General features: G+C 62.2%; 24 protein-coding genes and 1 pseudogene. 14 read left to right on the top strand and 11 right to left on the bottom strand.

Annotated features, from left to right (window positions below; all coding sequences use genetic code 11):
• Nucleotides 1-10 precede the first annotated feature (10 nt).
• From R2855_15165 to R2855_15120, 10 genes are all read right to left on the bottom strand, one after another.
• Entirely contained in the window at nt 11-724 is a 714-nt protein-coding gene (locus tag R2855_15165; protein MEZ4532340.1) for a DUF4389 domain-containing protein, read from the bottom strand.
• A 13-nt stretch (nt 725-737) separates the two neighbouring features.
• Nucleotides 738-1,313 (bottom strand): hypothetical protein, encoded by a 576-nt coding sequence (locus R2855_15160; GenBank protein MEZ4532339.1) that lies wholly within the window; start codon nt 1,311-1,313, stop codon nt 738-740.
• Nucleotides 1,314-1,345: 32 nt separating this feature from the next.
• Nucleotides 1,346-2,359, bottom strand: a complete 1,014-nt coding sequence (locus R2855_15155; GenBank protein ID MEZ4532338.1) for a succinylglutamate desuccinylase/aspartoacylase family protein — start codon at nt 2,357-2,359, stop codon at nt 1,346-1,348.
• Between the two features lie 93 nt (nt 2,360-2,452).
• The gene (locus R2855_15150) at nt 2,453-2,668 is read right to left on the bottom strand and encodes a ChaB family protein (GenBank protein MEZ4532337.1); all 216 of its coding nucleotides are present in this window, start codon (nt 2,666-2,668) and stop codon (nt 2,453-2,455) included.
• 651 nt (nt 2,669-3,319) lie between these two features.
• Nucleotides 3,320-4,285, bottom strand: coding sequence for a sugar kinase (locus R2855_15145; protein MEZ4532336.1), 966 nt, complete (start codon nt 4,283-4,285; stop codon nt 3,320-3,322).
• Complete coding sequence (locus tag R2855_15140) at nt 4,282-5,121, bottom strand: sugar phosphate isomerase/epimerase (GenBank protein ID MEZ4532335.1); 840 nt, start codon at nt 5,119-5,121, stop codon at nt 4,282-4,284. The genes R2855_15145 and R2855_15140 overlap by 4 nt, the downstream gene beginning before the upstream one ends.
• Before the next feature lie 8 nt (nt 5,122-5,129).
• The gene (locus R2855_15135) at nt 5,130-6,383 is read right to left on the bottom strand and encodes a Gfo/Idh/MocA family oxidoreductase (protein MEZ4532334.1); all 1,254 of its coding nucleotides are present in this window, start codon (nt 6,381-6,383) and stop codon (nt 5,130-5,132) included.
• A 1-nt stretch (nt 6,384) separates the two neighbouring features.
• Nucleotides 6,385-7,437, bottom strand: a complete 1,053-nt coding sequence (locus R2855_15130) for a lactonase family protein (GenBank protein ID MEZ4532333.1) — start codon at nt 7,435-7,437, stop codon at nt 6,385-6,387.
• Nucleotides 7,438-7,596: 159 nt separating this feature from the next.
• Nucleotides 7,597-8,691: a HAMP domain-containing sensor histidine kinase gene (locus tag R2855_15125; protein MEZ4532332.1), complete on the bottom strand. Its 1,095-nt coding sequence runs from the start codon at nt 8,689-8,691 to the stop codon at nt 7,597-7,599.
• Nucleotides 8,688-9,374: a response regulator transcription factor gene (locus R2855_15120; protein ID MEZ4532331.1), complete on the bottom strand. Its 687-nt coding sequence runs from the start codon at nt 9,372-9,374 to the stop codon at nt 8,688-8,690. Before R2855_15120 ends, R2855_15125 begins: the two co-directional genes overlap by 4 nt.
• A gap of 219 nt (nt 9,375-9,593) precedes the next feature.
• Here R2855_15120 and R2855_15115 point away from each other — a divergent pair, with 219 nt between their 5' ends.
• The 13 genes and pseudogenes from R2855_15115 (at nt 9,594) to R2855_15055 (ending at nt 24,100) form a co-directional block, all read left to right on the top strand.
• Entirely contained in the window at nt 9,594-11,888 is a 2,295-nt protein-coding gene (locus tag R2855_15115; protein ID MEZ4532330.1) for a tetratricopeptide repeat protein, read from the top strand.
• Between the two features lie 98 nt (nt 11,889-11,986).
• Entirely contained in the window at nt 11,987-13,909 is a 1,923-nt protein-coding gene (locus R2855_15110) for an NB-ARC domain-containing protein (protein ID MEZ4532329.1), read from the top strand.
• A 74-nt stretch (nt 13,910-13,983) separates the two neighbouring features.
• The gene (locus tag R2855_15105) at nt 13,984-14,310 is read left to right on the top strand and encodes a helix-turn-helix transcriptional regulator (GenBank protein MEZ4532328.1); all 327 of its coding nucleotides are present in this window, start codon (nt 13,984-13,986) and stop codon (nt 14,308-14,310) included.
• A 183-nt stretch (nt 14,311-14,493) separates the two neighbouring features.
• Nucleotides 14,494-16,068, top strand: a complete 1,575-nt coding sequence (locus R2855_15100) for an AMP-binding protein (GenBank protein MEZ4532327.1) — start codon at nt 14,494-14,496, stop codon at nt 16,066-16,068.
• A gap of 49 nt (nt 16,069-16,117) precedes the next feature.
• A complete protein-coding gene (locus R2855_15095) occupies nt 16,118-17,260 on the top strand; it encodes a serine hydrolase domain-containing protein (GenBank protein MEZ4532326.1) in 1,143 nt (380 codons plus the stop codon).
• Nucleotides 17,261-17,299: 39 nt separating this feature from the next.
• Nucleotides 17,300-18,418, top strand: a complete 1,119-nt coding sequence (locus tag R2855_15090; GenBank protein ID MEZ4532325.1) for an FAD-dependent oxidoreductase — start codon at nt 17,300-17,302, stop codon at nt 18,416-18,418.
• A 149-nt stretch (nt 18,419-18,567) separates the two neighbouring features.
• Entirely contained in the window at nt 18,568-18,822 is a 255-nt protein-coding gene (locus R2855_15085) for a GMC oxidoreductase (GenBank protein MEZ4532324.1), read from the top strand.
• A 73-nt stretch (nt 18,823-18,895) separates the two neighbouring features.
• Nucleotides 18,896-19,255, top strand: a pseudogene (locus R2855_15080) (sigma factor).
• Nucleotides 19,207-19,569 (top strand): sigma-70 family RNA polymerase sigma factor, encoded by a 363-nt coding sequence (locus R2855_15075; protein MEZ4532323.1) that lies wholly within the window; start codon nt 19,207-19,209, stop codon nt 19,567-19,569. The pseudogene R2855_15080 and the gene R2855_15075 overlap by 49 nt, the downstream one beginning before the upstream one ends.
• Complete coding sequence (locus tag R2855_15070; GenBank protein ID MEZ4532322.1) at nt 19,562-21,109, top strand: PQQ-binding-like beta-propeller repeat protein; 1,548 nt, start codon at nt 19,562-19,564, stop codon at nt 21,107-21,109. Before R2855_15075 ends, R2855_15070 begins: the two co-directional genes overlap by 8 nt.
• Before the next feature lie 59 nt (nt 21,110-21,168).
• Nucleotides 21,169-22,362 carry a hypothetical protein gene (locus tag R2855_15065; protein ID MEZ4532321.1) on the top strand — a complete coding sequence of 398 codons (1,194 nt, stop codon included), beginning with the start codon at nt 21,169-21,171 and terminating at the stop codon, nt 22,360-22,362.
• Between the two features lie 93 nt (nt 22,363-22,455).
• Entirely contained in the window at nt 22,456-23,439 is a 984-nt protein-coding gene (locus tag R2855_15060) for a mannonate dehydratase (protein MEZ4532320.1), read from the top strand.
• 136 nt (nt 23,440-23,575) lie between these two features.
• A complete protein-coding gene (locus R2855_15055; GenBank protein MEZ4532319.1) occupies nt 23,576-24,100 on the top strand; it encodes a DinB family protein in 525 nt (174 codons plus the stop codon).
• A 54-nt stretch (nt 24,101-24,154) separates the two neighbouring features.
• Here the strand turns inward: R2855_15055 and R2855_15050 are convergent, their stop codons facing one another.
• Complete coding sequence (locus R2855_15050) at nt 24,155-25,312, bottom strand: PQQ-binding-like beta-propeller repeat protein (protein MEZ4532318.1); 1,158 nt, start codon at nt 25,310-25,312, stop codon at nt 24,155-24,157.
• 146 nt (nt 25,313-25,458) lie between these two features.
• Here R2855_15050 and R2855_15045 point away from each other — a divergent pair, with 146 nt between their 5' ends.
• Entirely contained in the window at nt 25,459-26,655 is a 1,197-nt protein-coding gene (locus R2855_15045; GenBank protein ID MEZ4532317.1) for a low temperature requirement protein A, read from the top strand.
• Nucleotides 26,656-26,932: the final 277 nt, after the last annotated feature.

Here is a 26,932-nt window from a genome sequence, read left to right as displayed (position 1 = left end):
GGAAGGCCGGCTACTCCAGACTGAATGGCGGGTACTTGTCCGTCATAAGCCAGGTGTAGGCGTTGATTCGATATCCCCACCGGTTCGCGCCGGTGATGAAATCGAACAGTCCCCGCGGCATGTTCCCCGTGAACAGGATGGCCCACCAGGCGATGAACACCGCCAGCAACAATGCGAGCAACACGAAGTAGTAGACAAAGAGATTCGGAATCACCAGCAACCACTTGATGAAGATGAGCCAGCGAGAGAGCACTGCCGGGTACGGCAAATCGAGCCGAAGCGGGTATGGTCCTTCTCCGAACGGAGGGTACTCGTCCCGCTGGAGCATCACGTATGCGTTTACGTTGGCCGTCCACCGCATGTAGGTCATCACCAATTTGAAGAGACTCTCCGGATAGCGCTTGGTGAACAGGATGATGAACCAAACGATCCAGACGATGATGCTGACCAGCATGCCGAAGATTCCCAGCACGATGTAATGGGGAATGGCCAGCAGCCACTTGACGAAGATCTTCCAACGGGACAACCGGTCGGGGTAGTCGATTTCGAACTCGAGCAGCGGATCACTCGACGGCCAAAGCGCGACGTCGCTTGGCGGCTGAATCCTCGCCAACTCGCTCGACGAGAGATAGGCAGGGCCGATCTGGGCCCCGCAATTCGGACAGAAGCGGTCGTCGTCGCCGAGCGGCGCGCCGCAAACCGGACAGTGTTGATTCCAAGCCATCGTTTCCTCTATCTCAGGACACGGGTGACGCGACCGGCGAAGCGGACGCTTCCGTGCGGATCAGAATGCCGTCGAAGATCTTGTCTACTTGCACCTGGCGCAGCTTTACGGTTTCGAGATCGCCCTGCAGGACCAGCACGAACACCTCGTTCTCGCCGATTTTGCGTCCCAGCCCCTGGAGAAGCTGCCCGCTCTCGGACCCGTCGTCGAAGGTGTAAAGCGCGCTGCTATCGATTTGTGTAGTCGGGGTCGCCAGCAACTCGTCCAGCGCCGAGCTTTCGAATTCCTCATCGAGCAGATGCATGAAGGCATCGATGCCGGGTGTTGCTCCCTCCGCTTTCACGATCGCGGCTGCTACCCAGATCTTGTCGTCCGACGTGACAACGCGCACGTAGCCATCGTGCTCTTCAGCGACCCAGTTGGTCGGAACCGGCACCGCGAACCGGTTCGTAGGATCGACGTAGAGCGAATCGCTCTCGGCAGTTGGGCTCGACACCTGCGCCAACGCGACGCCACTCGGGCCGAGCAAGAGGCACGCCAGGACTGCGGCCAGCAAAGAGCGCACCGTGCGAGAAATTCGTCGATCCATCCTCGAACTCGCTTTCTGACAGGCTGACGTGCCTAGTCGACCTCTTTTGCAATCACCATGACGACCTCGCCCTGCTCGGTCTTGGAGCGGAACTTGCGACAGAGCACGTAGCCATCCTGGTCGGCCAGGATATCGACCCCCGGCTCGTCCCATCGATAGAAGTCATGCACCCGCGCTACCGGTGTGCCAGCAGTCACGTAACTCCCCAACGGGGCAAGCGGTTCCGAAATTCCGGCAATCGGCGCCGTGATCCAGGTATCGATGTCGATGTTCTGAATCAAGCGTTGTGTCTTGCCCCATTTCTCCAGGGTCAGGTCCTCCACCGGCTCGTCGATGAGGCCGTAGTGGCGCATGACATTCTGGACCCCATGATACGCCCAGCGGACACCATCGATATCAGTCGACGCACCATATCCAAGCTCGCTGCCGATCGTGATCTTGCCCATCTTCTCGGCTTCCTCGGTCAGCAACCCGGTCCCCATGCCGCTGGTGTAGATCATGGTGAACGGCGTCCCAAAAAGAAACGCCGTCTCTTTGAACTGCTGTCTCAATTGCGGGTCGTCGACTGCATGGAACGACATCGCTGGGGCGATCTGATAGCCCCGGCCACCGGAGTGAATATCGATCACGACGTCCGCGCGGGAGAGGACCTCGTCGGTCAGGAAGCGCGCCATGCGGTACGAGATCGACCCGTCGGCTCTGCCCGGAAAGGCGCGATTCATGTTGACGCCGTCCTCCGCCGAGGCGCGTTGGTCGGCATAGAACGCCGAAACGGTGAAGACCGGAATCACGATCAGGCGACCGGACGTCAACCGGTTCACATCGAAGCTCGTGACCAGATTCTTGAGCGCCACCGGACCTTCGTACTCGTCCCCGTGCGTGCCGCCAATGGCAACGATGGTCTTGCCCGGTTTGCCCGAGGACGCCACATAGAGGGGCATGCGCGTGCGCGCCCACATACCGTCTGAGGTAAACGGGACCGAATAGGCGCGCGCGCCTTGCGATTCCCAGTCGATCTTCGAAATTGGTGTGATATCGACGAGCATGCAACCCTCACTCGCGAAGCACGAAACGCTGCGACAGAATGGCAGATCGGCTCGATGCTCGCCGAGGAGTATCGGTGGGAAATGGGTCTGGGCTCACGGCCCGGATGGTCCCTCTTCCCACATGCCAGTTTCCTCGTTCTTGTGATAGTGCTTCTTCACCGCGCTCCATGCGACGGCGTGGGCGCGTGATTCGTCGTGCCCATACTCGTCCCATGCGTGGTTGAAGGCTTCCTTGTAGATCCCCTGCGCGTGCGGGGGCAGCACACGTTGCACCGAATCGGGTAGCTCGCTGCGCTTGGCGTATGGCATGGATGACTCCTTTGGTGTCGCGAAAACCATCCTATCGCCGATGCGGTGTTCGGATGGAAATCGGGCAGCCTCGAACTGCTGAGAGCAGCATATGGAGGCTTTTTCGTCCCGTGCTTCCCGAGATACTCCTTCCCGCGCGTGGGGAGTACACTCTGCCGAGTCCAATCGATCAGTTCTCAACTGGGGAACGTTGCGTGCCAGTCCATCGCTACTACCATTCAACGGTCACCCGCAAAGGGCGGACCACTATCCCGATCGAACTCCGCAAGAAGCTCGATCTGCGTGAAGGGGATGCATTGGTCTGGAGACTCGAGAACGGTGTCCTCGCCGTCGAAAAAGCACGCTCACACGTCGATCGATCGGCTGGACTCGTCCGTCCTTCGCTGACTTCAGATATTTCATCCCCTTCGCCTGCAAAGGATGGCAGACGCGATTGCGTCATCAGTGCTTGAGAGGCATCAGCCAACGGACCCGAACCGGTGACGATACCTCGATCTTCGACAGCACCATCCTGGTCTGTCAGATCGCCGCCGACAACCTGATTCAGTCTCCCCGGGCAGCGTCACTCATCCGTCTGATCTTTGAAGGTCGCATGCAGGGCCTGATCTCGGTGACAGTGGCTATCGAGATCGTCTGCCGTGCCCCGAGCGGTTACGCGCCCAAACCAGCCAACACCTCCGCCTTCGTCGGGAGCTGATCGATGAGCGGTGGGCGCTGGATCTTGAGGGCGGCTGCCTGGGCGGCAAAGCGTCCACTTGCCGCTGGATCGTTGCCAGCCGTGTAGTGCGCCAGAAACGCCGCGTGAAAGGTATCGCCGGCGCCAATATCGAAAACGACCCTGGACGGCACCGCCGGGACCTCGCTCACCCGGCCATCGACGATCAACGCCGCCGGCAGCTCTCCATGCGTCACTGCAACCAGCCCTGGACCATTGACCGCCAGCCACATGATGGCCCGGTCGAAATCGGTTTCACCCGAGATCAGCGATGCTTCCTCCCCGTTCATGATCGCCAGATCGGCCAGGCGCATCGCTTCCTTCAGCACGCGGACCGCCTCAGGCTGCCCGCCCTTCCATGCGGTTGGCCGGTAGTTGGGATTGACGCACACGCGCACCCCCAACGCGCGGCAACGCCGCGCGAGCTCCAACCCAACTTCGCGCGAATCAGGCGAGCGCAGGCTGCTTTCTGTCAAATCGAAGATCGCCGACCGCTGCAGATAGGCATCCGGAACCTCTTCTGATTTCAACGTGCCCAGCGGTTCGCTGTACGCCGGAAAGCGATAGTAGGCAAAGGTTTTCTTGCCACTGGCGTCGACGCTGGCCAGCGAGATCGGCGTAAGCTGCCCAGGGACGGCACGCACCTCCGAGGTGTCGACCCCTTCCGCCTCGAGCGATTGGCGGATCCACTCGCCGACCTCGTCCTGTCCCAGGCGGGAAATGAACCCGAGCTTCCCGCCGAGCTTCTGGAACGCAAGCGCAAAGGTGGTGGCCGATCCGGCCTGCACCATGACGAGCGACTCCGCTTCGGTCACACGGGTGCGATTGTCTGGCGGGGAGATCTCGGCCATGATCGAGCCGAGCGCGATCACGTCCAGGTCACGTCGAGGCTGATTGCTCATGCAGGGCTCCGGTCGATACCCGCGGTTTCGAAGGCGCGGGAAAGCACGTCGTAGGTCTGGGTCGCGGCCGCCAACGCATCGTAGTCTGGGCGCCGTTGCACCATCAGGCTGATTTCCACCACGATGTGCCCGTCATAACCCGCCTCGGACATCAGGCGGAGATACCGCGGATAGTCCATCTCCCCTTCTCCAGGAATCAGAAACTCGTGCTCCGGGTAGCGCCCACGCTCGTCCTTGATGTGGGTGTGCCGCGAGACTGGGGTGAGCTTCACGACCGATTCCACCATCGGAATACCCTGAACATTGAAGTGGCTGATATCGAAGTGAATCGTCGCGCCAGGAGAACCGACCTGCTCGATGAGCCAGACGGCATCGTCCGGCATGCACAACGCGTGGGCCACATGCGGTTCCATACCAACCATCACGCCACGTTCGTGGGCATACTCGGCCAACCTGCCGACGATCTCGACGAGTTCGCCCTTGCGGGCATCCCACTCGCCCGGCGTGGCGCCTGAGACTGTCGTGACGATCAACTCATCGCCGGGATGCTGAATCTCGGCGGCGAAATCGAGATAGCTGCGCAATCGAGCCTCGTTCGCGACTGCATCGTCCGCCAGCAGATCGACATTTCCCGAGATCCCGCAAAGCTCCAGCCCGGCGTCATCATAGAGACGACGGATGCGTTTCCGTTCGATGCCGGTCATCGTGGTCGCGTCAGTCGGCCAACCCGGGATGATGGTGAGTTCCAGTCCATCGAACCCGAGCGCGGCGCAATGCCGCACGGCGTCGTCGATCGGAGTAGTCTGCATCCCCCAGGTGCTATAGGAAAGCTTCATCGTCTGCCTCACACGAGTCCGAAATGCTGATCGATCTCCCGTTGATACGCATCGATTTGACCAGAAACGACGTCCGCCATCGTCACCGGGCGCCCGGCAACCTGCGATTCGAAGAGCGCGCAAATCAACGCCACCGCATCTCGTCCAACCGCGCCGTCCACTTCCGGCCTGGCTCCGGTGCGTATGCAGTGTGCGAGTTCGGCGTATTCCACGGCCAGCAGTTTGCGGTCGGTGGTGACAAAGTCGAAGTCATACCCTCCAGGCCGTTCGTTCCCGAACAGCGCGGCGGTGGCAGGATCGAGCCGCCAGTCGGGCACCAGATCGAGCACGGCATCGCCCGACACCTCGGTTCCGTCGTCCAACGTCACTTGAACGGGCCGCCCATTGCGGTCACCCGGAGGCGTGATCGAACCCTTCGTGCCGAAAACGTGCCGACCGGCCATCGGCGCGCCATGCCCGGCGTGATTGTCGACGTACTGCCCGATGGCGCCATTGGCAAAGGTCAGCAACCCGAACAGCGCGTCCTCGCCGGTCGGCTCGATCCGCTCGGGCATGTTGGTTGCCCACTTCTCGTAGTACCCGCCGGGACCAGCCGTGTCGGCGCGCACCCGAACCGGTTCGAAGATGCGCGCCTGCCCAAAAACCGACTCCACCGGACCGAAGTAGTAGCGCAGGATATCGGCGTTGTGCACCCCAGCATCGAGCGTGATCGTGCCGCTCAGCTTCATATGCCGCCACGGCGTGATGAGGATGTGATCCCGGCCATGCACGCTGGTTTCCAGGATCGACTGCGGAGCGCCGATGCATCCCGAGTCGATGACCGCTTTCACCAGACGGTTCATCGGATCGCGCCGGAAATTCTCGGCCACCGACAGGATCTTCCCGGAACGCTCCGCGGCCGCGATCACCTGATTGCAACCGCGAATGGTCAACGCCAGCGGTTTCTCGACCATCGTGTGCCAACCGGCATCGAGCAACGCGGTTGCCACGACATGGTGCGAACCGGAATCGGTCGTGCAATCGGCGGCTTCCAGTCCATCGGCGCCCGCGGCCATCGCCTCGATGCTCGTGAACACCAACGGCCGATATCCCAGGAGCTGGTTCGCTTCGTCCGCCAGATCATTCGCATTGGCGTCGTTCAGATCGCAGACGGCCACCAACTCGACCACGTGACCGACGCAGCGTTCCAGCTCGGCCAATCCGGCGAGATGCCGCCGGCCCATCCCCCCACAGCCGACGATCGCGAGACGCAACGGTTCCATCCTACGCCTCCTCGACGAAGAGCAAGCACACCGGAGATGCGGTTTCGATGCGGTTGCCGGTGGCCGTCAATCGACCGGTTGCCGCGTCACGCGCAAGCACGGCGATCGTGTCGCTGTTCTGATTCCCCACCAACAACCAGGCGCCAGAGGGATCGAGCGCGAAGTTCCGGGGTTCCGCTCCACCGGTCTCGATGATCTGCACGATCTCCAGCACGCGAGAATCGGCATCGAAAGCCGCCACCGCAATGCTGTCGTGCCCACGATTCGAACCGTAGACAAAGCGGCCATCCGGCGAGAAGAGCACATGCGCGCAGGTGGTCGGTCGATCGAACCCTTCCGGCAGGGTCGACACCGTCGAGACCGCCGTCAACGTACCGTCACGCTCGACGGCGAAGCTGTTCAGGGTCGAGTCGAGCTCACCGATCACCACCATCGTTCGACCGTCAGGAGAAAAGGCGAAATGGCGCGGTCCCATTCCGGGGGTGACATCGGTGTACGCCACGTCGATGAGCTGGCCGGAGCTTGTGTCGAGCCGGTAACAGACGATCTGGTCGGTTCCCAGATCGGTGACGTAGACGAACCGGCCGTCGGGCGACGGATGGATCATGTGCGGGTGCGGACCCTGCTGGCGATTCGGATCGATGCTCGACCCTTCGTGCGCCAGCACCTGACTCGCCGGCGCGATCGCGCCATCGTCGGCAATGGGCAACACCGCCACGCTTCCCCCGGTGTAGTTGGCAACCAGCAGAAACCGGCCCATGGCGTCCAGACTCAGGTAGCACGGATGCGCGCCGCCGGTCGATTGGCCGTTGATCCGCTCGAGCGCGCCGGACGCAGGATCGCGCCGGAACGCGCTCACCGCGCCTTCCTCGAGCTCGTCTACCGCATAGAGCCGCGTACCATCGGAAGAGAGCGCGAGAAACGACGGATTGCGCGCCCTTGTTGTCTCTCCTGCAATAGCAAGGTTCCCGGACGCAGGATCGAACTGCACATACCCGATGCCGCTGGCATGTCCCAACTGCTCCTCGGTATAGGCTCCCGTATAGAAGTGCATGCCCGCTCCCTCAGATTGCGCCAACAGTCGAGAACGCTGTTCCTCGCCCACGTCTGCTCATCTTCCCAAATTCTGCCGGTGAGTGTTGAAATGCGGTCTCGCGAATCGCTCCACCGCGGATCTCGAACTCGGGGGGCATGACACCTGCATAGCGCCTGGTCACGGTTGCGGGATGCGGATCGTAAACGTTGCGCCGTTCCCCTCCACGCTCTCGACGCCGATCACCCCGCCGTGGGCCTCGACCAGCCGCTTCGCGATTGCCAATCCCAATCCGCTCCCGCCCGAGTCGGCCGATTTCGCGAACCGATCGAAGACGAACGGAAGCTGATCGGCGGCGATCCCAACGCCGTTATCGCGCACCCAGAGCACAAGTTCGTCCGGCGATCGTTCGACCCCGATCTCGATCTCGCCCCCCTCCGGTGTGTGCCGCAATGCGTTGCGCAGGAGATTGTCGAGGACTTCCATCAGGCGCACTGGATCGACCTCAGCCGGCGCTTCGGGCATCCCGGCGCGCGTCAAACCGACTCCCGTCCGCGTAGCCTCGTCGCGATAGTCCTGCACCAACCCATCGAGCAGCGCGCCAACATCGACCCGTTCCCTGTGCAGTTGCAGCGCGCCAGCCTCGGCGGTGGAGACGGTGCGGAAGTCCTCGAGCAACTCCGCCATCATTCGGCTACGCCGCACGATCAGATGCAGATGATCATCGTCTCGGGGATACACCCCATCCAGCATCCCTTCGGTGGTCCCCTGAATCACGGAAAGCGGTGTGCGTAGTTCATGCGCAATCTCGGCCTGTAGCGCGACACGTTGCGCCTCGGCGTTGCGCAGCCGGGCCGCCATGAGCATCACCGACCGTGTGAGATCTTGCGTTTCGGGCCACCCGCGCTCGGCAAGCTCGATGTCGTACTCCCCCGCGGCGATGCGGTCCACGCCCATTGCCACTTCGTCGAGCGCCAGCGCATTGGTGCGCAGCGAGTGAAAGCCGCGCGTGCCGACATACGCCAGCAGGATGAGGACGACAAGACCGCCGAATGGCACGATCGTCAAGCGTCGCCGCCGGCCCGGTCGACGCTTCCTCCAAACGTCCCAATAGATGGCATAGAGGAGAATGCACGACGCCAGAACCAGGAGTGTCAGTCCGAGCATGAGCGCGGCAATGCGCGGCGCGAATTGTCGCCGGGCCATCTTCCAGTCGTCGGGCGGCCATGGTTCGTCTGCCGGCCACCAGGGTGGTGGTTCCTGCGTCGAACTCACCCCATACCCTCCGCGAAGCGGTACCCAACGCCGTACACGGTCTGAATGTAGGTTGGCTTGGCCGAGTCGGGTTCGACCTTGCGGCGGATGTTCTTGATATGCGCATCGATTGCCCGCTCGTATCCTTCGAACGCATCGCCGCGCACGGCATCGAGGAGCTGCCCGCGGGTGAACACCTGTCCCGGGCGGCGCGCCATGGTGGCGAGCAGTTGGAACTCGGTAGCGGTCAGTTCGACCGGCGCCCCATCCACGCTCACGCGCATGCGAGGCACGTCGATCTCCATCGCGCCGCGGCGCAACACGTGAACGTCATCCTCGGGAGCACTCGTGCGCCGCAAGACTGCCCGCACCCGCGCGACCACCTCACGCGGGCTGAACGGTTTCACGATGTAGTCATCCGCGCCGAGCTCCAGCCCAACGATGCGGTCGGTCTCCTCGCCGCGCGCGGTCAGGATCACGATCGGCATGCGGGCGAACGTGCGGATTTCCCTGATGACATCGAGCCCGTCCCGTTTGGGCAATCCCAGATCGAGCACGATCAGATCGGGGCGCCCATTGCGCGCGGCAATCAGCGCCGCGTCGCCATCCTGCGCGACGGACGTGCTATATCCGGCCCGGTCGAGATAATCCCGCACCAGTTGGGCAATTTCCCGGTCGTCCTCGACGATCAGAATGGCTGTCACACTCGATCCCCATCCGGCTGTTATGCCACGGCGTCCATCTGATGGCTTTCCGCAGCATACTGGCCAATTGTGAACGGCTTGTGGAGGCAGGCCGAGGATCTGCCCCGCGACTGTTGACGTTATGTCCGAACAGCAAGATGATATCGGGTAACGCTCGCGCCATTCACACTGCTCAGGGAGGACGACATGTCGCCCAACCGCACACTATCGAGCGAATCCATGATCCCGGTACCTCGCACGCCCTTGATCGGCCGCGATAGCGAACGAAGGTCGGTGGGCGCCTTGTTGGTGCGTCCAGATGTGCCGCTAGTGACGCTCAACGGTGCTGGAGGCGTGGGGAAGACTCGCATCGCATTGCGAGTCGCCGCCGATCTGAGCAAGGATTTCGAGGGAAACGTTCGATTCATCCCACTCGCGACGATACGGGAACCTCAGCTGGTTCTCCCTACGATTGCGCAAAGCGTCGGACTGGTCGGTTTGAGCGATCAGACGCCGATGGCGGGACTATTGCGCTATTTCTCCGGTCGTTCCTCGCTCCTCATCGTCGACAACTTCGAACAGGTGATGCCGGCAGCCGCCGAAATATCAGAGCTCCTGGCGCACTGCCCTGAGCTGACAATCCTCATAACAAGTCGGGAACCCCTCCGCATCGAGGGGGAGCATGAGTTCCCGATCCTTCCGCTGGCTGTTCCATCGCGTCCCTCACCTATCGAGGTTGCGCGGCAATCAGAGTCGATGCAGCTCTTCGAGCAACGGGCGCAGGCAGTACGGCCCGATTTCTCGATCTCACCAGAAAACGTCGAAACGGTGGCGGAGATTTGCATCCGGCTGGACGGACTTCCTCTCGCTATCGAGCTTGCCGCCGCCAGGGTGAAGATCCTCTCTCCTCAGGCGATTCTGTCGCGACTGGTCGACCGGCTCGCATTGCTCAGCCGTGATGGGCGGGACGTGCCGGATCGGTTGCGCACGATGCGAGACGCGGTCGGTTGGAGCTATGACCTTCTCACCGATGAAGAGCGCGCGTTGTTTCGCCATCTTTCGGTTTTCGCTGGTGGGTGCACCACCGAGATGGCTGCAAGTCTCCTTGCCAATCTCGATGTCGCCCAGCCCATCGACCTATTCGAAGGTATGTCCTCCCTGCTGGACAAGAACCTGCTCGTCCAGGTCGATCAGACTGCGGGAGAACCGAGATTCCGCATGCTGGAGACCATTCGGGCGTATGCCCTCGAACAGCTCGATGCCCACGGCGAGGCTAATGCCACCCGAGACGCTCTCGCAGCATGGCTCATCGATCGAACCACGACGGCATTCGATGAGCAGTGGGGGCCGAACCAGCGAACCTGGACGAACTTCTTCGAGTTGGAGGTCGACAATCTCCGGGCAGTTATCGGCTGGCTGCTCGAACAGGGCGATGTCGACGGTGCAAGCTGGATGATCGTCAATGCGTCGCGCTGCTGGCACATACGTGGAAATCTCGCAGAAGGATGGTCGTGGGCAGAACGAGCCCTTGCGTTGGGGGATGCGATTGGGATCGGGACGAAGCGGCACCGCCTGGAACTCATGGCAGGGTGGTTCCTGTTTCACATGGGCGAAATCGATCGGGCAACGGCGATGTTGTTGAGTGCGCGTGCACGAGCCAATGCATTGAGCGATCCCTACATTGCTGCCCAATGCCGCCATGTTCTCGGGTTTATCGATGATAGCTCTGGCCGATTCGACGACGCGGTCGCTCACTTCGAGGCGGCGTTGGACTTCTACCGCTCGGCCGGATATCGCACATGGGAGGCGTTCGCGCTCAACAGCCTGGGACATGCGAACTTCGAACTGGGCAATATCGACCAGGCCGAAAGGCACTTCGACGAAGCGCTGTCAGTGTTCCTGCAGGACGGCAACTCCTACGGCGCCGGCATGATATTGACAAATCAAGCCAAGATCGCCCGAGCCCGAGGCGATCTCAGGCACGCCCGCAGTCTCTTCGTAGAGAGCCTTGCGCTTCGTTGGGAGCACCAGGAGCGAATTGGGCTTGTGGGGTGTCTACGCGGGCTCGGCCAGATCGAAGTGCTGGCAGGACGACACGAGGAAGCGGCTCAGCTGTTCGGCGCAGCCGATGCGCTGCGCGAGGCAATTGGCGCAGAGTTGCCACGTCCGCACTCCCGCTACGCGCAGGCGCGCACCGCAGCCCGCAGACACCTGGGCGACGATCGCTTCGCAGCCTGTTGGGAACACGGCAGGCAAACGCCCTTGGAGGATATGGTCGCGACGTTCGTTCGAACCGACCTGGACGGACTCGCCGCTCGGCCAATCGAAATTGCGCAGAAGCCCTTCGACCTTACAAACCGTGAACGAGAGGTCCTTCGGCACATTCGCATCGGCCGCTCGAACAAGGAGATCGCAGAGGCGCTCTTTGTCAGCGAGCGGACAGCCCAAACACACGTCCAGCACATTCTCGACAAGATGGACGTCAACACACGCGCTGCTGCTGCCGCGCTTGCGGTGGAACACGGAATAGAGTAGCTACCTGCCGGTTTGACCATAAATTGACGGTGCTGCCACTGTGCAGCATCATGATGATGGCCTCGGTCGAAGCGAATCAGCCAACTCGGAGCCGGATCGTGGCGACATCTCGGACAATTGAGCTCCATATTCCTTTGCCACGCACGCCACTGATCGGTCGTGAACGGGAGCGCGACACTATCGCCGCGCTTCTGCTACGAGACGATGTGCCGCTCGTCACCCTGACCGGTCCCGGCGGGGTCGGCAAGACCCGTCTAGCGTTGCAGATCGCGGCCGATCTGGTCGACAGGTTCGAAGGCAATGTGCGATTTCTCCCGCTGGCCGCGATCCGCGAACCGCAACTTGTGCTACCTGCCATGGCGCAAGCGCTCGGGCTGGTCGGTCTGGGTGAGCAGTCACCCAGAGACGGCTTGCTGGCCTATCTTGCCGGGCGCAACTTCTTGCTGGTGATCGACAACCTCGAACAAGTCATGGCGGTCGCGCCCGAACTCTCCGATTTGCTGGCCCACAGTCCAAACCTCACCATGCTCGTAACCAGTCGCGAGCCGTTGCACATCGCCGGCGAGCATGAATTCCCTGTGCCCACCATGTCGCTTCCCGCGCGACATTCCACGGTCGATCAGTTGTTGCTCTCGGAATCGGCCCGGCTTTTCATGCAACGCGCCCAAGCGGTCAATCCCGACTTTTCCGTCACACCAGAGACAGCCGCGACGGTCGCGGACATCTGCATCCGGCTCGATGGACTCCCGCTGGCGGTCGAGCTCGCTGCCTCCAGGGTGAAGTTCCTCTCCCCGCGGGCAATCCAGGCACGGTTGGTCGACCGGCTGGCGCTCCTCAACCGGGAAGGGCGCGATGTGCCCGACCGGCTGCGCACGATGCGCGATGCCGTCGCATGGAGTTATGACCTCTTGTCCGACGACGAGCGTGTGCTTTTTCGCCGGCTCGCGGTCTTTCCCGGCGGCTGCACTATCGAATCGGCGGCTGCTGTCCTTGGCCAAATGGAAAACGAACCAGAGTTCGCACCGTTCGAAGGGATCATATCGTTGGTCGACAAGAGCCTCCTAGTGCAGATCGATCAACCATCCGGCGAATCGCGATTTCGGATGCTCGAAACCGTGCGAGCCTATGGCCTGGAGCAACTCGCATTCCACGACGAGGCAGACACCGCCATGAGTGCCCTGGCGGAATGGCTGGTTCATCGGACCGATCAGGCGTCTGCAGAACAGTTCGGTCCCAAGCAGGCGGAATGGTCCGCCTTCTTCGATGCCGAAATCGACAACGTGCGATCCGCGCTCACGTTCTTGCTGGAACAACGCGATCTCGAGCGGGCCAGCCATCTTGCCATCGCACCCGCGCGCTATTGGTATACGAAAGGGAACTTCACCGAATCACGCTCCTGGGCGGAGCAGGTGCTCGTGCTCGACGATCTGATTGGCCCGGGTCCATTGCGCGGATGGTTGCTGTCCGTAGCGGCCTGGCAGCTCTTCAATTCAGGAGAGCTGGAACGCGCAGCGGATATTTTGGAGCCCTTGCTCGCGATGAGCGTCGCTGAAGGTGACGACTTTCTTGTCGCGCAGACACTTCATGTCATGGGAGCGCGACACGCATGGATGGGGATTTCAACCAAGCCGCAGATGCGTTCGAGCGATCGATGGTGCACTATCGTCGAGCAAACCGGCCGTTCTGGATCGTCCAGGGACTGCAGGGGCTCGGGCATGCCAACTTCGAGCAAGGCAAGATCACCCTCGCGGAACAACAGTTCGAGGAAGCGCTGGTGTTCACGCGTGCCGATGGCAACGACTTTGGGCAGGGAATGGTGCTGTCCCATCTGGCAAAGGTCGCGCGCAGTCGCGGCGATTTTCAACGGGCAGAACAACTCTATCGGGAAAGCCTTGCGTTCCGCTGGAAATTGGGCGACAACCTCGGAACAGCTAGTTGCCTTCGAGGGTTGGGCCGCATCTTCGCCGCGTCCGGCTCGTACGAGCGGGCAGCGGTCACACTGGGCGCCGCCGATTCACTAAGCCGCTCGATTGGGGCGATCCCTCCTCCAAATCGAAGTCGTTACGACCAAGAAGTCGAGCGACTCGGCACGCAGATGGGACAAGAGCGCATGCAAGCGCTCTGGCGAACAGGAGCCAATACACCACTGCAGGAGATCGTTGGTGAACTCTTGCGCATCGACTCCGCGCCACCGGCATACCCTGTTCCATCCGACGCCAATGGACCGCAGTTCGGTCTGACCCCACGTGAGATCGAAGTCCTCCGCCTCGTTCGGGACGGCCGCTCCAATCGGGAAATCGGCGAACAGCTTTTCGTCAGTGAGCGCACCGCGCAGACACACGTACAGCACATTCTCGCCAAGCTCGACGTCAATACCCGGGCCGCGGCTGCCGCGCGAGCGGTCGAACTGGAGATCGTCTGACACGTTATTACCACCGATACGTCATTACGTATGGATGAAGGCGACTACTCGTCAGCGTGAAATCCGCCGATCGGCGGACGACCATCGAACCGCGGGAACCCAGGATGTCAGTAACCCCGGCAAGCCAAATCCGGGATGGCAATTCGACAAGCGCTTGCCCCACCTGACGACAGGAGACCGACGATGATCTACCGAAGCCACATTCCAGACGTCGATATCCCGAATGCGCCATTTCCGACCGTCGCGCTGCGCAACGCCACTCGTCTCGCGGATAAGCCCGCGTTCATCGATGCCGAATCCGGACGGATCGTGACCTTCAGCGAACTTCGCCATCTGGTCGATCGCGCCGCCGCCGGTTTGCACGAACGAGGTGTGCGAAAGGGCGATGTGGTTGCGATGTTCGCCCCCAACAGCATCGACTATGCCATCGCGTTCTATGCCATCACCTCACTTGGAGCGATCGCGGCACTCGCCAATCCGACCTGGACAGCCAACGAGCTGGGAACCCAACTCTCGCGCCAATCGGCCCGCTTCATGCTCACGACATCCGCGCTGCTCGACACGGTGCAGGCGGCGAATGCCCCATTGCTGACGAACGACCGGATCGTTGTCTTCGGCGAGCACCCAACGCTGAGGACATTCGACGAACTGCTGGCCAGCACCGCATCGGTTCCCGTGGTCGATATCGATCCGGAGCGGGACATCGCCGCACTGCTCTGCTCCAGCGGAACGACTGGCATGCCCAAGAGCGTCATGCTCAGCCATCGAGCGCTGGTCGCCACTGGCGCTGTTGGCGCGGTGCCCGAAGGAGTCCAGGAGCATGATGTCCTGCCGGGACAGCTTCCCCTGTTCCATGCCTTTGGCGTGTTGATCAACCTCGCCTCCGGCCCGATGGCCGGCGCGACCAGCGTCATCATCTCCCGCTTCGATTTCGAACGGTTTCTGCAGCTCGTCCAGACCTATCGCATGACCAAGATCTTTACGCCGCCACCGTTGATCGTGCACCTGGCAAAGAACCCCATCGTCGACAACTACGATCTATCGTCGCTCGCGTTCATCCTTTCCGGGGCGGCTCCACTTGGCGGAGATGTCCAGGAACTCGTCCGAAATCGCGTTGGTTGCCTCGTCAAACAGGGGTATGGCATGAGCGAAGGGGTGCCAACGCTGATCTGTCCCAACGACCTGCCGTTCGAGAAACAGGGATCCGCCGGCAAGCTCACATCCAGAACCGAAGCGCGGGTCGTCGATCCGGAAAGCGGTCAGGATCTTCCCACTGGCGAGCGCGGCGAGCTCTGGATGCGCGGACCGCAAATGATGTCGGGCTATCTGAACGATCCCGAAGCGACTGCGGCAACCCTTGATTCCGATGGCTGGCTCCACACGGGCGATATCGCCTATGCCGACGAAGATGGCTATTTCTACGTTGTCGACCGGCTCAAGGAACTGATCAAATACAAGGGCTATCAGGTCGCTCCGGCAGAGCTGGAAGCCATCTTGCTGACTCATCCGGCGGTAGCGGACGCGGCCGTCGTGCGCTATCCGGACGACGACGCCGGCGAGATCCCCAAGGCATTTGTCGTCACCCGGGCGCCAATCGACGCGGAAACGCTGATGGCATTCGTTGCCGGGCAGGTCGCGCCCTACAAGAAGGTGCGCATGGTGGAGTTCATCGACGTCATTCCGAAATCACCATCTGGCAAGATCTTGCGTCGCGAGTTGATCGCCCGCGACCGGCAGCCAACGCCGGTATTGGTGTAGCGCCATGATCGCGCTGGTCGGTGTTCAAGACGCCGCGCGTCCTGTTTCAATGCCTGACCTCGAACAGGTCGAGCAGATGTTCCGCGCGCAGGTGAACGAGCAGCGTCTCTATCCGGGAGCAGCACTGGCGGTCTCGGTCAATGGCCAGGTGGTGCTCGATCTGGTGATCGGGTACGCCGATACACAGCGGGCCACACGTGTTGACGCGGAATCGCTCTTCCCAATGTTCTCCGGTTCCAAGCCGCTAGGTGCGGTGGCATTGTGGCAGCAAGTCGAGAAGGGTCGTCTTTCGCTGGACGATCGGGTGGCCGATCATTGGCCGGCGTTCGGGAGCAACGGCAAAGACGCGGTTCTGGTTCGGCACATTCTCTGCCACCGCGGTGGCTTTCCGTCGACCCCAGAGTCGCTACCGCGCGCAGCCTGGGACCATGCGCAGCACGTGAATCGCATCCTCGAAACGCTCACGCTGGAAACTCGCCCCGGCGTCACCAGCAGCTATCACTTTCTCACCCAGCACTGGGTGATTGCGGAATTGATCCGCATCGTCGATGGCCGCACGTACCAGTCCTATCTGCGCGAGGAGATCCTGAACCCGCTTGGACTCGAGCAGAGTCATATCGTGGTTTCTCCCGATCTGGAAGAACGTTGCGTCAAGCTTCATGCCACTGATGGCACGGACGAATGGGGTGTCGAGGTCATACGCTCGATGGACGATGATCCGATCTATCGCGCGGTCGTGCCGGGTGGCAGCCTGGTATCGACCGCGGCCGATATGGCGCGCTTCTACGCCGCGATCGCGCTCGGTGGCGCCATCGATGGCGCTCAAATCCTCCGCCCCGAGACGGTTGATCGGATGTTGGAGGTGGCCGTGCTGGACGAGATCGATCCATCGTTCGACCTTCCCGTGCGCCGATGCTACGGATTCGAACTTGGCGGCCTGAACGAGCCACGCCGGCACTGGCCGGGAGCAACCAGCACACTCCGGACCTTTTGGCATGGTGGTATGGGATCGTCAGTTTGCTGGGGAGACCGCGACACGGGTCTGGCCGTGGCGTTTCTGACGAACGGCATACGACGTGACAAGGCGGGCGCAATCGCCCGGCGTGACCTCTCAGACGCGATCCGAAGTGCGTTCCTTGGCACGGAACGCTCTTCGGGAGCGGCACACGCTCCCTGGCGCGGACCGCTATAGTGCAGATGTCGTTTCGACCACACCGCGCAGGATCCCTCCATGACGAAGCTTCCCAATTACGACTTCATCATCGTCGGCGCGGGACCAGCAGGGTGCGTACTGGCCAATCGCCTTTCTTCCGACCCAGCCCGTTCGGTGCTGCTGATCGAAGCCGGTCCCGACTACGGATCCGATCTCGCCGATTGGCCGGCCGAACTGTTGAACCCGCTGGGTGTCCCGACCGATTCCCACTCCTGGGGGTACGAGCACAGTCAGGAGACGCTCGCCCATCAACTCGAGTTGCCGCGCGGCCGGGTGGTCGGAGGCACCTCGACCATGAACGGGTGCATCTGGATGCGCGGATCGGCCGAAGATTATGACGACTGGGCGTCGATGGGGAATCCCGGCTGGGGGTTCGACGACTTGCTGCCCTGGTTCCAGAAAGCCGAGGCTGATCCGCTCGGCGGAAAACTGCACGGCACAGACGGCCCCGTTCCGATCTCCCGCGTGCCCGCATCACAGTGGACACTGCTCGACCATGCGCTGATCGCATCGGCAAACGAACTGGGATTCGAAACCATCGCCGATCTGAATGGTGACAGAGAGCAGTCTCCCGGCATTGGTCCGACCCCAAAGAACATCCGCGACGGGGTCCGGTTCAATGGCGCGCTCTCCTATCTCGCTCCCGTTCGCGAGCGCGCGAACCTGACGATTCTCCCTAACGCGACCATCGACCGCGTCGTGATCGAGGATGGCCGCGCCACAGGGGTTATGACGAGCGGCGGTTCAGCGATCTCGGGACGCACGGTCATTCTGTCCGCCGGCGCCTATGGTTCTCCTGCGATCTTGCTTCGATCGGGAATCGGTCCAAGCGCCGAACTCATGGATTTGGGGATTCCGGTCGTCGCGGATCTGCCTGGGGTCGGCGCTGGATTGATGGACCATCCGCTCGTCAACGGGCTCATGGAGTGCGCAATTGCCCCTGGAGCGGCGCCCGATGCGGTGACATTCACGCCGCTCATGATCAAGGCGCGCAGTAGCCAGGTGGACGACGAGATCGACCTGCATATCTACCAGGGCCAGTCGTTCGACGAATCGAGCGGTCAATGGCGGCTCTGGCTCTCGATCTCATTGCAATTCGCCCGCTCGCATGGCCGGTTGCGTTTGGACCTCGCGTGACCCAGAGGCGCCTCTGGACATCGATCACGCCTATTTCAACGATCCGGCCGATCTCGCCGCGCTGGCGGACGGTGTGAGTTGGTCAACCGGTTGGTGTCCACCGGTCCCCTGGCCGAAATCGTGCAACCGTTGCCGGAGAGCACACTCACCTGGTCGTCGCGAGACGAGCCGAACGCAAGGTTCGCTCCCAGGTGGGCACCACCTTCCACCCATCCAGTAGCTGCCGGATGGGTCCCGCAAGCGACCCGATGGCCGTTGTAGATGCACACGCCCAGGTGTACGGTGTGGATGGCCTGCTGGTGGTGGATGCCTCGATCTTTCCCACGGGGCCCCGCGTGAACCTGCATTGCCCCATCGTTGCCGCGGCCGAAAAGATCGCCGCGGAGCTCGCAGCCGACGCCTAGCGCGTTCCGCCAACGCATCGGCGATCGAGCACATCGGGATCCCCATAACCACCCGTTCGGAAGCGAGCCGAACATGATGTCACGCTTTTCCCGCTCCAACCGTCTCTCTTTCCAGAGTGGCGCGAACGCGATAGGCGACGATCCGATGCAGGCTCTGAGTCGTCCGATACCGGAACGCATCGAACCCGACCGCAGCGACAACGTCCTGGTGGCGGAGGCGCGTATCGATTCGTGCCGATTCGAGGCACTTTTCGATCGGTACTGGGAGTCCGTGCTGCGTTTCTGTCTGGTCCGGTTGAACGATTGGCAGCTTGCCGAAGACGCGGCCAGTCAAGCGTTCCTCAACGCGCATCGCAATCTGCATCGCTTCAAGGGAATCGACGAATCGTCATTTCGCTGCTGGCTCTTCGCCATTGCCCGAAACACCACTCGAGACATGCATCGTTTGTCACATCGGCACCCCACCGTCCAACTCAGCGAAGCGGAAATGATCGTGGATCCGGCAAAGTTCCCGAAGATGCGGCGCTGGATTCCGATCAAAACCGTCTCCTCCAGCAGTTGCTCCACGGGCTACCTGACGAGCAGCGGCAACTCATCGAGCTGCGCGCCGCTGGATTGACCGCCGCCGAAATTGGCGTCGTACTGGGCAAATCCGAAACCGCGGTGCGGCAAGCGCAGTCGCGCCTGATCCGATCGCTGCGCGCGCAGTTCGATGTCTCGGCCGATGGAGTGATGCGCCATGCCTGAGCAGTTCGCCCATGGATCTGCCGACTTCTGGGACCGGCTTGTGGTGTCTCCGGAAACAGCAATCCCGCACGAGCCCGACGACCGCTTCATTCTGGCCATCGAGCGTCTCTTTCCCAGTCCAGCATCAGATCAGGCAAAGGCACGTGCACGAGCTCGCATTCTTGACACGAAGCGGCCGGGGATCGACGCAACGTCAGTTGTTGCATTCCAGGATGCGCTCGCCACTCCCCGAAGCCAGTCGATCCTGCCGGCGAGTCTGACGCGGAGCCATCGGTGGTTGGCAGCGGCGATGCTGTTGGTGCTGCTTGGCGCTGGGCTCTGGTTTGCGGCCGGGCGCTCGATCTGGACGAATTGGCGATCGGAGAACGAGCACGTCATCCCGGCGGCGTCCGATCGACTGGGCGACGTCCCGATGTACGGCATCGACCCCGGCCGATCCAATGCCGGACCCGGTCCGGGCATCGAACGCCAACCAACGATCGCCTGGGAATACCCGGTGAGCGGAACGATTGGCGCGGCTCCGATCGTTGTCGACGAGGTCGCCTACTTTGGCTCCTCCTCGCACCTTCCCAACAAGCCAAGCGAGGTGCTGGCGGTCCGCGCCAGCGACGGCGAGCTCATCTGGTCGACGCCGACTGAGCACACGCTATCAGCAGGATTCGCGGCCTCGGCCAACTCGATCTACGTGGTCGACGATGGCGGAGTCCTTTATGCCCTCGACTCCTACACCGGAGCAGAACGCTGGCGAACCCCACTTCGCAGTGATGAGCCTATCGAATTCACGTGGTACGGCTCGCTCCTTCTGGTGGACGGAACCCTGGTCGTTTCGAGCGGGTCGCCGATGTCGGTCGCTGCTGGTGACGGGAACATTTTCGTGGCGCGCTCCTCGGACGAATGGGTGGAAGGCGAAGAGCACGTCTATGCGGTCTCACCAGACGATGGCACCGTGCGCTGGGAAACCACCGGCCACGCGGACCTGGCGGGAGGCCTTTTCGCGCTTTCGCTCGCCGATGGATCGGTCGCGTGGACCCATCCGGGGACACCGGCGTTTCTCGGACCGTCGTACGTCGATGGAACTGTGTTCTACGGAGAGCACGCGTCCGCGCGGGTGATTGCGCTCGATGCTGCCACGGGCCGTGAGGAATGGCAGGCGAAGATGGCATCGACCGATGAGTTCGATGGCCGCAGTTCCCCTTCGGTTACGTCGGATCTGGTCGTTGTCGCCACTGTGTCAGGCGTCGTGGTCGGAATCGATCGCGGCAATGGCGAGATTCGGTGGAGGGAGAATGCCGTTTCCGGCCATCCGATGGTCTTCGGCAAATCGTCAGTGCCTATCTCTGGGGACGTTGCAGTGGCAGGCGCCTACTCCGAGATTGCGGCGCTCGATCTCTCCGATCAGTCAACGCTCTGGTCATTGCCAGTCTCCGTGCATAGTTGGGGATCTGGCCCCCTCGCAATTTCAGACCAGACGATCTTCGTTGCCACCCTCGTGGAGTCAAAAGACACCGGGAAGCTCGTCGCGCTGCGATCGCCCCCGTAGAGCTCATTCATTCAGTTGACCAACACGTTCATCGCCCAGCATGTTCCGGGAGGGTCGCCATGTCGCTGAAACTCCGCGTTCTCTGCTTGCTTGCCGTGGCTGCGATTGCCCTGACGGCGCATCGCACCACAGGACCCCTGTTTGGGCGGCCGTTCACCGATCCCGTTCCGAGCGAGGTTCTCGCCAACGTGCGCGCCTGCCTGGCGGCCGTCGACCGCTTCATGATCGACGGCAATCTGGACGACCTCTGGGAAACGCTCGACCAGTTCGGACACGGGCTCGATCCCTGGCCGGCGGTCGATCTCGAACAGCGGGACATTGCGGCGCTGGCGTTTCGCGCCACCTTCCCCAACCTCCGCGTGTCACTGACGGGCGTCGAGCCCAGCGACGACGCTTTTCTCGTGAACATCGAAGAGAACGACAGCGCGCCGTTCGTTCCTGCCGGACTCGAGGAAACAACGACCGATCCGCCGCTCGAACTTGACACCCTCATCGAGGTCGATGAAACGGGAGCGATCGTTCGGGCCGGTTCTGCATCGACACCAGGCGCCATTGCCTACCGGCCGCCGGACGCCAACGCTCCGTTCCGCATGTCCGCGTCCGCGACGCTCGTCGCCGCGCTGATCGAGTTGACACCTGCGCAACATGGCGAGCGGTATCTGGCAGTTCACGCCCCGGGGCTGGTCGTGCCGCAGACCGGAAGCCTGCGCGTCAGCGGCGCCGGGCGCCTCTCCGTGCTCGCCAGGGGCAGCGACCGGTGGCGCGCGTTGGGAGCGGATCAAACCGTCGTGATCGGGCCTGGAGACCTGCTTTCCATCGCAAGCGGACACGCAGTCTTGACAATGACCTCCAGCGAGCCAGCCCACCTCATCGTTGCTGCAGTCGATTCGCTGAACACCCACCAACCCTCCGAGCCCGAAGGAGGACGGTCCGCTCCGGGGAATCTGACGACGATGATCGCAACAGCGGATGCATCGATGGAGACCTGGTTCGGTTCGATCGAATCGGCCACGCAGAGCACCGCTCGCTCCGGTTCGGGCTGGGCAACGCTCCAGCCAACCTGGATCGTCTCACCGTCCGATGCGCAGCCGGAGGTTGTAGCGGACGACGTCCCCTCGATCGTGCTCGATCTTTCTCCGCAAACAGCGAGCGCTACCGGTGCGCAACCATCGCCAAGCGCTTCCGGTGATCCCGAGGTAGCCCGGGTCCTGCTGCTCTTGCGCTTGGTTCCCACGGATGGCGTGCATTCGTGAGTCGGCGTGCTTCATCCTTCCCGGGTTCGATGGCGGAAAACTGCGAGAATGTCGCCAAACGACCCGGAGTTGACCCAAGGAGCGAAGCACCCAATGACCTGGAGTCTCACCATCGCCGATATTCTGCCCGCCAAGCGCACCATCTTGTGGCAGTTGGCCAAGCAAGCCGGGGTTACCGCCGCGGTCGTGAGCATGCCAGAAGGGCCAGACGATCCACCGGTCTGGAAGTTCGAAACCCTGCTGCGGCTGAAACAGGATTTCGCGGACGACGGTATCGATCTGCAAGTGATCGAGTCTGCCCCATCCGTGATCATGGAACCGATCAAACAGGGCACCGACCAGTTCGACTGGGCGCTCGACCGCTTCTGCGAAATGATCGACAACATGGGCCGCGCCGGTATTCCAGTGATGTGCCACAACTTCATGGCCGGGCTCGGTTGGCTGCGCACATCCATGGCGCTCCCAGACCGCGGCGGCGCATTGGTCACCGGCTATGACCATGAGACCATGCAACGCGGCGGCCTAAGCGAATTCGGCGAGATCTCAGAAGACGGGCTTTGGGAGCGGATGGAAATCTTCCTCAAGCGGGTCGTGCCTGTCGCAGAAAAAGCCGGAGTCAAGCTGGCAGTGCATCCCGACGACCCCCCGATCTCTCCGGTGCGCGGCGTTGGCCGCATCCTGACGAGTCCGGACAACTTGCAACGGGTCATCGATCTCGTTCCCAGCCCGAACAATGGCATTACCTTCTGCCAGGGGTCGATCTCGACCATGGTGGTCGACATGCCGAAGGAGATCCGCCGCTTCGCCGGTCAGAACAAGGTCTTCTTCATCCACTTCCGCGATGTCGATGGCAATCCGGCGAAGTTCCGCGAAACGTTCCACGACGCCGGGCAAACCGATATGTTCGAAACCATGCGCGCCTGGCGCGATTGCGGGTTCACCGGCCCATTCCGCGTCGACCACGTCCCCACTCTGGCTGGCGAAGCCAATCTGTCACCTGGCTACGACGTCATGGGCCGGCTCTATGCCATCGGCTACGCCAAAGGCTTGATGGAAGGGGTCAACAAGACCGGCTGATCTCACCCCGCCCACGCGGATCGTCGATTCGCGCCGCTCACCGGAGGGCGGACGAAGAAATGGCGTGAGTGCCGTATCATGCTTCCGAGCATTCGGTGCAATTTCCTTCTGTCCTGTCCGCGCTCGGAGGTGCTTGATGTCGACAACCAAGATCGAGGTCTATCGAGATCTGTTCGCGAATGTCCACAACTGGCTCGAAGGAACGATGGGCGACGTCACGCCGGAGCAGGCGCACTGGCAACCCCCGGGCCGGGTGGTGCCCATAGCCGGGCACTACATTCACCACCTGACCGCCGAAGACGCAATCATCAACTTCGGCCTGCGGGGTGTCACCCCTCTTCTGATGGGCGAGTGGGCGAGCCGCCGCGGGTATCCGGAGCCCATGCCGTTTTCCGGACCCTGGGATAACTGGGCGCGGTCGTTGACCGTCGATCTGGACGCGGCGCGTGTCTACGCGCAGGCAGTCTATGCCAACACGGACAGCTATCTCGCTGGACTGGACGACGATCAGCTTGCAGTCGTCGCGGACTACACGGCCATCGGATTCGGGGAACAACCGCTGTCATACATCCTGAATCAGGTCCTTACGGATGGGGCTGCGCACTGCGGGGAGATCTCCTGCATCAAAGGGCTGCAACAACAACAGGGCTACCCCTTCTAGTCGCCGGCGCGAAACCGGTGCGTCTTCAGACCGTACCGCGGCTCGCCGCTGCAGTCAGCTCATCGTAGCTATCAGCGCGGCGACTCCGCCGGTTTCGTCTCGCGTGTAGATCCAACCGTTGCCAGTCAATGGCGGCGTCGCCTGGTTCAAATCGAGGTCGATTTTTTCGGGGATGGCGACTCGCCAAAGCTCGGCGCCGGTGACTGGATCGAGACCAAGCAGATCACCGGTGTCGCTGCCCACCAGCAGCACACCTTCGACCATCGCGGGCGCTCCAGCCGAGAAATCACCGGTCGGGACACTCCAGCGTGGTTCCCCAGTCAGCGCATCGAGCGCTGCGGTATGCGCGCCACCGAACCCGTTGCTGCTCACGTAGAGCGTTCCGTCGACTACCAACGGCAATCCCGGTCGGGGATACGTGCCGGTCCCCGGGTCCTGCTCGCCCATCGAAGCGCGCCAGCGTTCTGCTCCTGTCTCAGGGTCGTACGCAACCATCTGCCCGTTCACGAAGGGAACGTAGAGCACGCCTCCAGCCCCCACCGGACCAGTCACGGGATTGTCTGGCTCCTCGACACTCCACTGTTCTCCCCCGGTGGCGGTATCGAGCGCGAAGATGCGCCCGCCATCGAACCCGGTGGACACGAAGACCGTGTCGCCTTCGACGAACGGCGCGCCGCGCGACGGCTTCTGCAGATCGGCTTCCCACGCGACCGCGCCGCTGGCGGCATCGAGCGCCAGCAGGACAGCATCGCCCCGGTTCACGAAGAGCGTGCCATTCGCATAGGTGACCGCATCGATCGGCGTTGCCGGGAGCTCCCGGTTTTCGACATCGGTCCGCCAAAGCTCATCGCCGGTTTTCGCGTCCACGGCATAGACAGCCGCGCCGCTGCCGACCAGACTTCCCATTCCCGCGTAGACAACTCCATCCACCACGATCGGATCGGCAGACGCGCCTTCGGGCACATCGTGCGTCCAGCGCACCGCGCCAGTTGCGGGATCGAGCGAAACGATCTGGCCGCCGGGATCGAATCCGAACCCGATGACTGCGACCAATGTCGCGCCGTCATCTGAGATTCCGAGACCGTACGCGGCGCCATCGGCCAATGCGTACTGCCAGCTGAGTTGCGGGGACGCCATTTGGGCGGCCGCGCCGCCTCCACCAACGATCGACCCAAGAACCATCACCAGAACCGCGCAATAGGTACTTTTCAAACGGTGAATCATCCTGCAATCTCTTCACTACGACGGAAACCACTAATCGCATTCACAAGCGCGCGTGCGAGCGCCCAATCAGAGCGAACGCGCATCCGGCAGGGTACCGCCAATCGCACGGTCAGGAAAAGGGAGGAATCGACGCGATGCACGAAGCTGACGAACCCGCTTCCCTGCATGGCCGGTGGTTGCGCCCGTCAGGAGGGCATGCCGGCGAGGTACAGCCGGTCGAGCTCTTTTTCGATCTGGTCTACGCGCTCGCGGTCACGCAACTGACCCATCACCTGCTCGAAGCGCTCAGCTGGAAGGGTGCGCTGGAGACGCTTGCGCTGCTTTGGGGTGTGTGGGCGGGCTGGATCTGCATCACGTGGATCTCGAACTACTTCGACGTACGCGCGCGGCCGGTCCGGCTGGCGGTGCTCGTTGCGGCATTCGTTGGTTTGGTGCTCGCTTCCTCGATTCCTGAAGCGTTCGGGGAACGGGCGGGATTGTTCGCCGCGGCGGTCGTCGTCCTCACCGTTGGCGCTCCGGTTCTCGGCCTTCTGGCGGTCGGCCTCGCCCACCCGCTCCGGATGGTGTTCATTCGGGTGGCGGTTTGGGATGCGCTCGTAGGTATCCTGTGGTTGGCCGGCGCCGCTGCTGACGGTTATTGGCGGCTCGGATTGTGGCTTCTGGCCTCCGTGGTCATCGGATTCGTCATCTACCTCGGCTTTCCGCTGCCTGGATTGGGACGCAGCCGCACAACCGATTACACGATTACCGGTCTTCACATGGCAGAGCGGTGCCTGTTGTTCATCATTCTGGCCATTGGCGAGTCGGTGCTCATCACTGGCGCCGGGTTCGGGGAGCTTCCCCACTCGCGTGATACCTGGACCGCCTTCACGGTGGCGTTTGTCGGTAGTGTTGCAATGTGGTGGATCTATTTCGACCGCACCATCGAACTGGCGCGAGCGCGCATGGGCACGGCAGCCGATCCAGGACGCCTGGGCGTCCTCGCCTACACCTTCTATCACATGTACATGGTCGCCGGCATCATCGTCGCCGCCGCCGGCGACGAACTCTCACTCGCGCATCCGGACGAGACGGCAGGCCGGGCGACAGTCCTCGTTCTCCTTGGGGGACCTGCGCTCTTCCTGCTCGGCAATCTGCTCTACAAGGCAACGATGTTCGGCCGCATCTCACGCGCGCAGGCAGTGGCCATCGTCGTGCTGATCGGACTCATGCTCGTCGTGCAGGGTCGCACCAATCTGGACGTGGCATTCGCGGCAGTCGTCGTCTTGCTGGCGGTCGCCGTTTCGGACCTGTCGAGCGAACTGCGCAGATCGGCTGTCCGTGCCGAGTAGACAAGAAGCGCCGTCCCATACTTCTGCGCCGAACCTGGGCGTTTCCGTAGCGTTTCCGTAGCGTTTCCTTTGAGGATGACCGCGCCGAATCGACAAAATGCCGGCATCTATGTCAACCCACGCGCCGAATGACGCCTGATGATCGATCCCACACCTCCATTGGTCGTACGTTCAAGTTGACGTGAGGGCACGCGTTCGGTACCGTCGAATTATGCGCTCGCCGGTAACGGCGATTTCACGCTGTGGAAACCGGGAGCATGCGCCAACCCGCAACTTT

Source organism: Thermomicrobiales bacterium (assembly GCA_041390825.1).
In the GTDB taxonomy this organism is placed as follows: Bacteria; Chloroflexota; Chloroflexia; order Thermomicrobiales; family UBA6265; genus JAMLHN01.
This window is presented reverse-complemented; position numbering and strand designations above follow the sequence as displayed.

Bases quoted from the DNA above. Each gene is read 5' to 3' on its own strand.
- R2855_15165 (MEZ4532340.1), bottom strand. From the start codon at position 724: ATGGCTTGGAATCAACACTGTCCGGTTTGCGGCGCGCCGCTCGGCGAC.
- R2855_15160 (MEZ4532339.1), bottom strand. From the start codon at position 1,313: ATGGATCGACGAATTTCTCGCACGGTGCGCTCTTTGCTGGCCGCAGTC.
- R2855_15155 (MEZ4532338.1), bottom strand. From the start codon at position 2,359: ATGCTCGTCGATATCACACCAATTTCGAAGATCGACTGGGAATCGCAA.
- R2855_15150 (MEZ4532337.1), bottom strand. From the start codon at position 2,668: ATGCCATACGCCAAGCGCAGCGAGCTACCCGATTCGGTGCAACGTGTG.
- R2855_15145 (MEZ4532336.1), bottom strand. From the start codon at position 4,285: ATGAGCAATCAGCCTCGACGTGACCTGGACGTGATCGCGCTCGGCTCG.
- R2855_15140 (MEZ4532335.1), bottom strand. From the start codon at position 5,121: ATGAAGCTTTCCTATAGCACCTGGGGGATGCAGACTACTCCGATCGAC.
- R2855_15135 (MEZ4532334.1), bottom strand. From the start codon at position 6,383: ATGGAACCGTTGCGTCTCGCGATCGTCGGCTGTGGGGGGATGGGCCGG.
- R2855_15130 (MEZ4532333.1), bottom strand. From the start codon at position 7,437: ATGCACTTCTATACGGGAGCCTATACCGAGGAGCAGTTGGGACATGCC.
- R2855_15115 (MEZ4532330.1), top strand. From the start codon at position 9,594: ATGATCCCGGTACCTCGCACGCCCTTGATCGGCCGCGATAGCGAACGA.
- R2855_15105 (MEZ4532328.1), top strand. From the start codon at position 13,984: ATGGGACAAGAGCGCATGCAAGCGCTCTGGCGAACAGGAGCCAATACA.
- R2855_15100 (MEZ4532327.1), top strand. From the start codon at position 14,494: ATGATCTACCGAAGCCACATTCCAGACGTCGATATCCCGAATGCGCCA.
- R2855_15095 (MEZ4532326.1), top strand. From the start codon at position 16,118: ATGCCTGACCTCGAACAGGTCGAGCAGATGTTCCGCGCGCAGGTGAAC.
- R2855_15090 (MEZ4532325.1), top strand. From the start codon at position 17,300: ATGACGAAGCTTCCCAATTACGACTTCATCATCGTCGGCGCGGGACCA.
- R2855_15070 (MEZ4532322.1), top strand. From the start codon at position 19,562: ATGCCTGAGCAGTTCGCCCATGGATCTGCCGACTTCTGGGACCGGCTT.
- R2855_15065 (MEZ4532321.1), top strand. From the start codon at position 21,169: ATGTCGCTGAAACTCCGCGTTCTCTGCTTGCTTGCCGTGGCTGCGATT.
- R2855_15060 (MEZ4532320.1), top strand. From the start codon at position 22,456: ATGACCTGGAGTCTCACCATCGCCGATATTCTGCCCGCCAAGCGCACC.
- R2855_15055 (MEZ4532319.1), top strand. From the start codon at position 23,576: ATGTCGACAACCAAGATCGAGGTCTATCGAGATCTGTTCGCGAATGTC.
- R2855_15045 (MEZ4532317.1), top strand. From the start codon at position 25,459: ATGCACGAAGCTGACGAACCCGCTTCCCTGCATGGCCGGTGGTTGCGC.